Source organism: Halochromatium sp., assembly GCF_046541315.1.
In the GTDB taxonomy this organism is placed as follows: domain Bacteria; phylum Pseudomonadota; class Gammaproteobacteria; order Chromatiales; family Chromatiaceae; genus Lamprobacter.
In genome coordinates this window covers 1-9,270 of the sequence record NZ_JBKHDN010000106.1, presented here as the reverse complement: position 1 = coordinate 9,270, position 9,270 = coordinate 1, and the positions used below count along the sequence as shown (strand labels likewise).

The window sequence follows — 9,270 nt, the reverse complement described above, 5'->3', positions numbered from 1 at the left end:
ACACCAACACTGACAGTCGTCGTCATCCTGGGGTAACCTTTGCGTCACGCCAGACGGATGACGGATCACCCGCAGTTAAGGAACTCGAACGCATGGCAGAACACGAGCACGGCCCCCTGCCGGATGCCGATCAGGAGCCACCCAGACGCGCCCCGCATGACTATCCACGGCGTGTCTTGCTCGCTGTCTCCGGACTCTCGCCGCAGATCCTTACTGAGACGCTCTATGCGCTCGCGGTGGCCACCGATCCGCCCTTCGTGCCGACCGAGATCCAGATCCTCACCACCGTCGAAGGCGCCGAGCGCGCGCGCCTGAGCCTGCTCTCCGAGGACCCCGGCTGGTTCGCCCGCCTGTGCCGCGACTACCAACTACCGCCGATCACCTTCGGCGCCGCCCAGATCCAGCTCATCACCGACGCCGACGGCCGCGTGCTTGACGATATCCGTGAGCTTGAAGACAACGCCTGTGTGGCCGATCAACTGATCGAGCGGGTCCGCGACCTCACCGCCGACCCCGACTGCGCCCTGCACGTCTCCCTGGCCGGCGGGCGCAAGACCATGGGCTACTACGCCGGCTATGCGCTGTCGCTGTTTGGTCGCGCCCAGGATCGTCTCAGCCATGTGCTGGTCGCCGCGCCCTTCGAGCAGAGCTGGAACTTCTTCTACCCGACCCCCTATTCGCGCGTCATCGAGACCCAGGACAAGCGCCTCGCCGATACCCGCGACGCCCGCGTCACCCTCGCTGAGGTGCCCTTCGTGCGCCTACGCGAGGGCTTACCGACGCGACTGCTGGAGGGTCGAGCCAGCTTTGGCGACAGCATCGCCGCCGCCCAGCGCGCGCTCGAGCCGCCACAGTTGCTGATCGACCTCGAACAGCGCTGCCTGCAGGCCGCCGGCGAGACCCTCCGCCTCAAGCCCGCGCCACTGGCCTTCTATGCCCTGATGGCGCGGCGTCGGCAACAGGGGCTGCAGGCCGCGCGTTGGAACAGCGACGGCCTCGCGGCGCAGTACCTCCACGAATACCGGCGTATCGTCGGCGCGCATTCCGGCGACGTCGAACGCGCCGAGGCCGCGCTCGCCGACGGCATCAGCGCCGAGGACTTCGACCAGCGCCGCTCCCGCGCCAACCAGGCGCTGACCAAGGCACTCGGCGCGCCACTGGCCAGGCCTTACCTGATCCAGGCCGAAGGCCGCCGTCCCCACACCCGCTATGGGCTGCGCATCGAGCCCGAGGCGATTCGCTTCGGGTCCATCGCTGAGGCGGTTGGTCCGCACAGCGACGACCGGGCCGCTGAGAATCGGAACCAGGATCAGGAGGCCGGCGCATGAGTACCCAGGTGGTGCTGGTCTCCGATCAAGTGCTGCAGAACCTGATCCCGATCCTGATGGAACGTCCGACACGCGTCTGCCTGGTGCTCACCGAGGCGATGACGCGCCGTGGTGCCGACCGGCGCTTAGCCGCTCAGCTGCGCGGTTTCAAGGCACAGCTCATCCGCTGCGAGCGCTGTCCGGATAGCGGCTTCCCGCAGATCCGTGCCTTCGCGCATCAGGTCGCCGAGACCCTCCTCAATGCCGGTGCCGACACCGAGATCGTGCTCAACGCCACCGGCGGCACCAAGCTGATGTCGCTCGCCTTCGTCGAGGTCTTTCGCGGGCTGGCCAGCCGCATCCTCTACACCGACACCGCCCATCGGCGTATCGAGTACCTGGCTAACAGCGCCCAGGACGGGCCGGCCTCGATCCCCACACCGACGCCGATGAGCAACGTGCTGGATGTGCCTGCCTATCTGCGCGCCCAAGGTTTTCAGTTTCAGCGCGCCGTCTCCGAGGATCCTCGCTGGACCACGCTCGCCGCAGCGCGCAAGGCCGCCTGCAAGTTCCTCGGCCGCCGTATCGCCGATCCCAGCCTGCAGCAGCTGATCGGCACCCTGAATTACCTGGCCGACCAGGCCCTGGAGCGCTTGCCGGACAGCCGCGATGAACGCCTGGCGGCGCCGGTGCAATCCTTTCCGCGCCCGCCACGCGGGCTCTGGTCGGAGGCGATGGCGCAGCTGGCCGCTGCTGAGGTGCTCGCCTGGGAGCCCGGCTCGGCGTATTTCCGCTTCACCGACCTGGCCGCAGCGCAGTTCGTGCGCGGCGGCTGGCTCGAGGACTACGCCTATCACGCCGTGCACGATGCCGGTGTGCATGATGCGCGCCTTGGCGTCGAGGGTCACTGGGATCGCCAGGAGGCCATGGCCAACGAATTCGACGTGCTCGCCTGCCATATGAACCAGCTCCTGCACATCGAATGCAAGACGCTGCGCTACCGCGACGAGAACGACAACGCCATCGCCTACAAGCTCGACAGCCTCGGCGATGACGTCCGCGGGCTGTTCGGCCACACCTGGCTGCTCTCCGCGCGTGAGCCGACCGAGACGCTCATCGCCCGTGCGCGGCGTGCGCGCATCCGTCTGGTGCCGCCTGGGGAGTTGCAACACCTGCGGGATCTGGTGCGGGAATGGCGCGGATGAGCTGGCCGAGGGGCGATGGACACTGGCCGCAAGGTTGCCGCCTGGGCAAGCGCTTGGACGATGAACGAGACGCTGTGTTGGCGCTTGTTGGCGACACAGGTCGCTGTTGAATGGGACCGCTGATCGGAAACGTTTTATGACACCACAGGAACTCCTCGCCGCCTCGAGTCGCGTCGCGCTCTCGGGACTGATTCACGACATCGGCAAATTCGCCGAGCGCGCCGGACTCGATCCGGGTGCCGAGCTGCTGGATGCGAATCTGCACCAGTACGCCCGCCGCCAGCAGGCCGGTGGCCGGCAGTGGTTCACGCACCGCCATGGCGCCTACACCGCTGCCGCGATCGACCTGCTCGAGCGCCACTTTCCACGTCTTGTGGGGACCGATGTCGCCCCGTTCGCGGCCTGGGATGCGCCCAATGTCGACGACTCCCTCATCAACGCGGCCGCGCGCCACCATAAACCGGAAACCGCCCTGCAATGGCTCATCGCCACCGCCGATCGCGTGGCCTCCGGTTTCGAGCGCGAGACCTTCGATCGCTACAACGATGCCGAGGAGGGCACGTCCACGGGCGGCGATCATTTCTCCTCGCGGCAGCTCACCCTGTTCGAGCAGATTCGCCTCGACGAGTCGCCGTCTGAGCAGCCGGCCCTGAACTACCGCTATGCGCTGCAGCCGCTCTCGCCCATGGCGATCTTCCCGCAGCCGGCCAAAGCCTGCGAGCCGAACAAACGCGACCGCGTCAAGGCCACGCAGCAATACCGAGCGCTCTGGGACCAGTTTGCCGAAGCCCTGAAAGCGATTCCTGACTCCCATCAGGACCGGCTCGATCTGTGGCTCGATCACTTCGACACGCTGCTGGCGACCTACGCGCATGCGATCCCGGCGGCCACCGCCTTCGGGGTCAAACCCGAGGTTTCGCTCTACGATCACAGCAAGGCGGTCGCCGCGCTGGCCACCGCGCTCTGGCGCTGGCATCAAGCACGCGATGACGACCCGCAGGCGATCATCGACTCCCAACAACAGCGTGCCGACTGGGATACACCCAAGTTGCTGCTGATCCAGGGCGATCTGTTCGGCATCCAGGATTTCATCTTCGCTGCCGGTGGCGAGACCCAGCGCCGGGCCGCCAAGCTCTTACGCGGACGCTCGTTCTATGTCGGTCTGCTCACCGAGTGCGCCGCCATGCGTGTGCTCGATGCGCTGGCCCTGCCGCCGACCAGCCAGATCATCAACGCGGCCGGCAAATTCCTCATCGTCGCGCCCAATACCGAGGCCATGCGCAGCGCGCTGGCCGAGGTGCGCAGCACCCTCGATACCTGGTTCCTCGCGCACAGCTTTGGACAGGCCGGTGTCGGTTTGGCCTGGCTCGAGGCCTCATGCAACGACTTCCTGAGCGCACGCGGTGATCCGAAGAACAGCCATCAGCGTTTCCGCACGCTGATGAAGCGGCTCTTCGCCCAGCTCGATCTGGCCAAGGCGCAGCGCTTCGGGCTCTGTAGCGAGACCCCGGCCGAGCCGGTGTTCGAGGGCTTTCTCGATCGCTTCGACAACCGCCTCGGCGTCTGCCAGATCGATGGCCGCTCGCCGGCCGAGCGTGAGGAGGTGCATCAGGGCCGCGCGTTGGCGCTGAGCCTTTTGGCCAAGGATCAGATCAACATCGGCAACTGGCTCACTCAGTTTGAGCGCCTCCTGGTCACCCGCGAGGGCATCGGCCAGCACACCCTCGACGTTGACCTCTTCGGCTATCGCATCAGCTTTACCGGCGAGGAGGCCGACAGCGGACGTTTTGGTCCGGCGGTGCGCGAGGACAATCTGCTGCGCGCCTGGGATTTCAGCCTGCCCGCCGCCGATGGCGAGCGCGCGCTCTGGAACGGCTATGCCCGGCGTTACATCAATGGCTATATCCCGCGTTTCAGCGGCACCGAGACCCGTGCCTACGAGCAGGACAAATACGCCCGCTGCGATCCCGAGGCCGATGGCGATGTCTCGCCCAATGAGCCGAAGACACTCAATCATTTGGCCTGCGAGGACCAATGGCTCAATGAACGCGAGCGCTGGGTGGGCATTCGTGCCCTGAGCACGCTCAAGGGCGACATCGACAACCTGGGGCTGATCTTCCAGCAGGGGCTCGCAGAGCCGACCTTCGCCAAGATGGCCGCGCTCTCACGCCAGACCAACGCCTTCTTTGCCGTCTACCTGCCCTGGCTCTGTGCCACCGAGTATCCCAACACCTACACCGTCTTCGCCGGTGGCGACGACTTCTTCCTGATCGGCCCCTGGCGCTCGCAAATGGCCCTGGCGCGGCGGCTGCAGCACGACTTCGCGCGCTATGTCGCGGACAACCCGGCGATCCATTTCTCCGCCGGGCTCTCGACCACCAAGCCCGGCTTGCCGATCCGCCACCTGGCCGCCCTGGGCGAGCAGGCGCTGGAGCAGGCCAAGGGGCTACGCCCGGAGAAGAACGCGGTCACCTGCTTCGGCGAGACCGTCCCCTGGTCGGCGTTCGTCGCGCTCGGTGAGGCTGGGGTCGAATTGAAGGCGCTCGCCGATGAGTTGGCCCTCAGCACCGGCTTCATCTACGGCCTGCTCGAGCTGATCGAGAAGGCCGAGCACGTCCACCAGCGTCCCGAGAACGCCATCTGGCACAGTCAGTTCGCCTACCGCGCGGCACGCATGCTCGAGCGCGCACCAGGACTGCGCGACCGCTCCAAGGTCGAGGAGCGCCGCCGCCTGCAGCAGCGCCTGGCGCAGGTCATTGCCTTGGGCGGCATCGAACGCTTCGGCGGCCGTTACCGCATTCCACTGTTCACGCATCTCTATCAAACACGCGATTAGGAGCACGCCAGCATGGCTGAAATCAGACAACAGAATCCGCGCGGACGCGCCCAGGGCGGTGGTGGCTATCGCGGTGGCAACCAGGGCGGCAGAGCGCGTGAAGCGGCCTACATCCCAGCGCTCGCGGTCGAGGAGATCCGCTTCGCCAGCCCCCTCGATCCGGAGCTGTTCAACAGCATCGCCAAGCGTTGCGCCGAGACCATCGGTCACAACGATCGCTGCAACAAGCCGAGCCAGCTGCGGCGCTTCTACGACGAACTGGTGATGTGGCAGACCAAGGTCGGTACCGACGAGGCCCGTTTCCAGGAGGTTCGGCCCTTCATCCTCATGCTCAACGCCAAGGCCGCTTACGCCGAGGGTCGACAGCTGGTCGATCAAAACTTCGTCAAGCTGCTCGAGCGCTGTCTGCGCCAGGCGGAAGACGCCAAGACCCTCGGCTACGCCAAGCTCTTCTTCGAGGCCTTCCTGGGCTTCTACAAGGAAGTGCGTCCCAACGAGAACAAATAACAACGGTCCCTCGGAGCTTCATCATGCAACTGACCCATATCCGTAAGATCACCGCCACCCTGGAACTGCTCAGCGGCCTGCACATCGGCGGTGGCAACACCGAGATGCACATCGGCGGCACCGACAATCCGGTGATCAAGAACCCGGTCACCAACCAGCCCTACATCCCCGGCTCGAGCCTCAAGGGCAAGATGCGCAGCCTGCTCGAATGGCGCGCTGGCGTGGTCGGCCTCACCAAGGGCAAGCCGCTTGGCTTCCAACACATCCGCCAGCTCGAGGGCGCACAACAGGACCAGGGCAAGGCCCTGCTGAAGCTCTTCGGCGGCGCCCCCGAGGGTGATCCGGACGAGGCTCTGCTCAAGGAGATTGGTCCCACTCGGCTGGCGTTCTGGGACTGCAACCTCGACCCCGCCTGGGTCGCCGAGATGGATGCGCGCAGCCTGCTGCTGACCGAGCAAAAGACCGAGAACCAGATCGACCGCATTGCCGGCGTCGCTGAGCACCCGCGCAACACTGAACGGGTCCCGGCCGGGGCGCGCTTCGAGTTCCAGCTCACCCTCAAGGTCCATGGCGACGAGGATCTGCTCGAGGATCTGTTGGTCGGCTTCAAGCTGCTCGAACTCACCGGCCTCGGCGGCTCCGGCTCGCGCGGCTACGGCAAGCTGCGCTTCACCGGGCTTGCCCTGCAGGGCAAGGATCTGCAGACGCGTCTGGACCAGCTCAGCCTCGACTAAGTGGAGTCACGCATGGATACGCTCACATTGCGCCTTCGGCTGCGCTCGCCATTCGGCTCGCCGCTGCTCGGCGATACGCTGTTCGGTCAGCTGTGCTGGGCGCTCCGCAACCGCGATGGCGATGCGTCTCTGCAAGAATGCTTGCAGGGCTACACCGCCGGGCGTCCGTTTGCGGTCGTCTCCGATGCGCTGCCAATAGGCTATCTGCCGCGCCCGGCCTTGCCGTTGTCGCTGTTCCCTGAGCTGACCGGCACCGACCGTAAGCAGATCAAGAAGCGCCGCTGGTTGCCGCTCGCGGCGTTGGAACGCCCCATGACCGAGTGGCTCGGACATTGCCAGAGTGAAGCGGAGGTGGTCGCGACCAGTGCGCCGGCCAAGCCGACACAGGCGTCCGCTGCGCATCGGCCAACGGCGCTGATGACCCTGCACCCGCAGCCCCACAACAGCATCAACCGCCTGACCGGCACCACCGGCCGTGGCGACTTCGCGCCCTACACCCAGATGCAGCGCTGGTCTGCCGAAGGCGTGGATCTCTGTCTGCGTCTGGTCTTCGATGCCGAGCGGATCAGCGCCGACATCCTGACCGAACTGTTCAACGACATCGGCAGTGTCGGCTTCGGCCGGGATGCCAGCATCGGTCTTGGCAAGTTCGAGGTCGAGCCGCTGTCGGCGCCCTGGCCGTGTCAACCCGATCCGAATGCCTGCCTGACGCTCGCCCCCTGCGCACCGCAAGGTCAGGGCTGTCGCGCCGAGCGCAGCTTCTACGAGGTCTTCACCCGCTTCGGCCGCCATGGCGATGCCGCAGTCCAGCTCGGCAATCCGTTCAAGACACCGGTTTTGTTGGCGCGCGCCGGCGCCCTGCTGACGCCGTCCAGTCTGCCGAGTGACCCGATCATCGGTCAGGGGCTGGGTGCAAACGGCCAGCTGTCGAAGGTCATCCCCGAGACCGTGCAGCAGGGCTATGCGCCCTGTGTGGCGGTCCATCTGCCCGAGGAGATTGCGCCATGAGCGAGCAGCGACACGCCGTCCATCAACTGGCGATCACTGCGCTCGCGCCGGTGCATATCGGCACCGGCCAGGATCTGGAGCCGACTGGTTATGTGATCGATGGCGAGGATCTCTATCGGTTCAGCCCCGAGGCGGCCTTGCGTGCCTTGCCAGCAGTGGCTCGCGAGGAGCTGACCAAGGTGCTTGGAGCGGCGCCGTCGGTGCAGCTGATCAAGCAGGTGCAGGCGTTTTTCCACCGCCACAGCGAGGCGTTGATCGCCGAGGCCGAGCATGCCATGCCGGTCTTGCCGAGCATCGCCGCGGAATACCAGCAGCGCGTCGGCAAGACCGCGCAGCATGAGGACAACGGCCGCGAGATCATCAACCAGCTGGCGATTGCCCGCACCTACACCGATGCCGCCAGCGGCCGACCGATCTTGCCTGGGAGCAGCCTCAAGGGGGCCATTCGCACGGCGCTGTTGGATACTGAGAACGCTGGTCGTTCGCTGCCAGCCGATGTTGCTTCTAAGCCGCCAGGTCAGCGGAGCCGTGCACTACAGGAAAAGCTCTTCCGCTACCGCCAGTTCGACCTCGACCCGATGCGTCTGGTGCAGATCGGCGATGCCCGCGATCTGAGCGACCCAGACAGCTACGCCACCGAGGTGCGCTACGCGGTCAACCGCAAACGCCAGCCGGTGCTCAAGGACGGCAAAGAGATCCCGGCCCAGGCGGAAAACCTGCGCCAGGTGCTCGAATGCGTGCCGCCGTTGCGCGCGCAGGCGTTCAGCGGCCGGTTGGGCATCCAGGACGTAGCCGGCCTGTCGAATCCGAAACTGCCCGATTCGGAATTACGCTGGTCGTTTGCCGACATTGCCGCGGCCTGCAACCGGTTCTACCGGCCGATCCTCAAGCGCGAGGTGCTGGAGCTGAAAAGCCGCGGCTATCTCTCTGCCGCCTGGGCCGACACCCTGCAACAGCTCCTGAGCGATCGCCAATCCGCCCTGGAGGCCCATCAGGCGTTCCTGCTGCGCGTCGGCCGCCATAGCGGCGCGGAGTCGCTCACGCTCAATGGCGTGCGCAGCATTAAGATCATGGGTGGCCGAGGGGAGAGACCGCAGTACCTGGAGGCCGCGAAAACGGTTTGGCTTGCCGCCGGCGATATCCAGCAGCGCACCGAGATGCTGCCCTTCGGCTGGTTGCTCATCGAGGCGGCTCCGGTGGGCAAGCCGCTACCCCACTGGCCCCTGTCTTTACGCGAGGCGCTGGCCGATCAAACCCGTGTCGATGCCGCCGCCTGGTCGCAACGCATCCACGCGCGTCGCACGGCGTTGCGCGCGGTCGCCGCCGAGCGCAACGCCCGCGAGCAACAACGTGCAGAGGCCGCCGCGCGCGAGGCACAAGCCGAGCAGGCCAAGGCCGAGCGTCGCGCCAACCTGAGCGACGAAGCCCTCCAGCTCGAGGACCTGCGCGAGCGCTTGGCCGAGGATCGGGCGGCCGGGCGCAAGGAGAAAGGCGGCGAGCTGGCCAATCAGTTGCTGGAGGTGCTCAAGGCCGCCGAGCAGCAATGGACGGGGCCAGAGTGTGCGGAATTGGCGGATCTCGCTGAGGAGATCCACAGCTATATCGGCTGGCCAGCCAAGCAGAAAAAGCAGGCCCGTCAGGCGCTGATCGCCGCGATTCGCGTGAAGGCCTGA

The 9,270-nt window shown here is 66.2% G+C and carries 7 protein-coding genes; all 7 read left to right on the top strand.

The genetic code is table 11. The features are described from left to right. The first annotated feature begins 92 nt into the window (after positions 1-92). The 7 genes from csm6 to ACLFQI_RS08490 all read left to right on the top strand — a co-directional run bounded on the left by csm6 (position 93) and on the right by ACLFQI_RS08490 (position 9,270). The gene (csm6, locus tag ACLFQI_RS08520; RefSeq protein WP_410758480.1) at positions 93-1,328 is read left to right on the top strand and encodes a CRISPR-associated ring nuclease Csm6; all 1,236 of its coding nucleotides are present in this window, start codon (positions 93-95) and stop codon (positions 1,326-1,328) included. Further along, the gene (locus ACLFQI_RS08515; RefSeq protein ID WP_410758479.1) at positions 1,325-2,512 is read left to right on the top strand and encodes a Card1-like endonuclease domain-containing protein; all 1,188 of its coding nucleotides are present in this window, start codon (positions 1,325-1,327) and stop codon (positions 2,510-2,512) included. The genes csm6 and ACLFQI_RS08515 overlap by 4 nt, the downstream gene beginning before the upstream one ends. Before the next feature lie 136 nt (positions 2,513-2,648). Then, positions 2,649-5,348 (top strand): type III-A CRISPR-associated protein Cas10/Csm1, encoded by a 2,700-nt coding sequence (gene cas10, locus ACLFQI_RS08510; RefSeq protein ID WP_410758478.1) that lies wholly within the window; start codon positions 2,649-2,651, stop codon positions 5,346-5,348. 12 nt (positions 5,349-5,360) lie between these two features. Further along, positions 5,361-5,855 carry a type III-A CRISPR-associated protein Csm2 gene (gene csm2 / locus ACLFQI_RS08505; protein WP_410758477.1) on the top strand — a complete coding sequence of 165 codons (495 nt, stop codon included), beginning with the start codon at positions 5,361-5,363 and terminating at the stop codon, positions 5,853-5,855. 23 nt (positions 5,856-5,878) lie between these two features. After that, complete coding sequence (gene csm3, locus ACLFQI_RS08500; protein WP_410758476.1) at positions 5,879-6,589, top strand: type III-A CRISPR-associated RAMP protein Csm3; 711 nt, start codon at positions 5,879-5,881, stop codon at positions 6,587-6,589. A gap of 12 nt (positions 6,590-6,601) precedes the next feature. Beyond that, positions 6,602-7,597: a type III-A CRISPR-associated RAMP protein Csm4 gene (gene csm4, locus ACLFQI_RS08495; RefSeq protein ID WP_410758475.1), complete on the top strand. Its 996-nt coding sequence runs from the start codon at positions 6,602-6,604 to the stop codon at positions 7,595-7,597. Then, positions 7,594-9,270: an RAMP superfamily CRISPR-associated protein gene (locus tag ACLFQI_RS08490; protein WP_410758474.1), complete on the top strand. Its 1,677-nt coding sequence runs from the start codon at positions 7,594-7,596 to the stop codon at positions 9,268-9,270. The genes csm4 and ACLFQI_RS08490 overlap by 4 nt, the downstream gene beginning before the upstream one ends.

What these genes read in the sequence shown, in the direction of transcription:
- csm4 (WP_410758475.1), top strand. Translation starts at nt 6,602, where the DNA reads ATGGATACGCTCACATTGCGCCTTCGGCTGCGCTCGCCATTCGGCTCG.
- csm2 (WP_410758477.1), top strand. Translation starts at nt 5,361, where the DNA reads ATGGCTGAAATCAGACAACAGAATCCGCGCGGACGCGCCCAGGGCGGT.
- ACLFQI_RS08515 (WP_410758479.1), top strand. Translation starts at nt 1,325, where the DNA reads ATGAGTACCCAGGTGGTGCTGGTCTCCGATCAAGTGCTGCAGAACCTG.
- csm3 (WP_410758476.1), top strand. Translation starts at nt 5,879, where the DNA reads ATGCAACTGACCCATATCCGTAAGATCACCGCCACCCTGGAACTGCTC.
- csm6 (WP_410758480.1), top strand. Translation starts at nt 93, where the DNA reads ATGGCAGAACACGAGCACGGCCCCCTGCCGGATGCCGATCAGGAGCCA.
- ACLFQI_RS08490 (WP_410758474.1), top strand. Translation starts at nt 7,594, where the DNA reads ATGAGCGAGCAGCGACACGCCGTCCATCAACTGGCGATCACTGCGCTC.
- cas10 (WP_410758478.1), top strand. Translation starts at nt 2,649, where the DNA reads ATGACACCACAGGAACTCCTCGCCGCCTCGAGTCGCGTCGCGCTCTCG.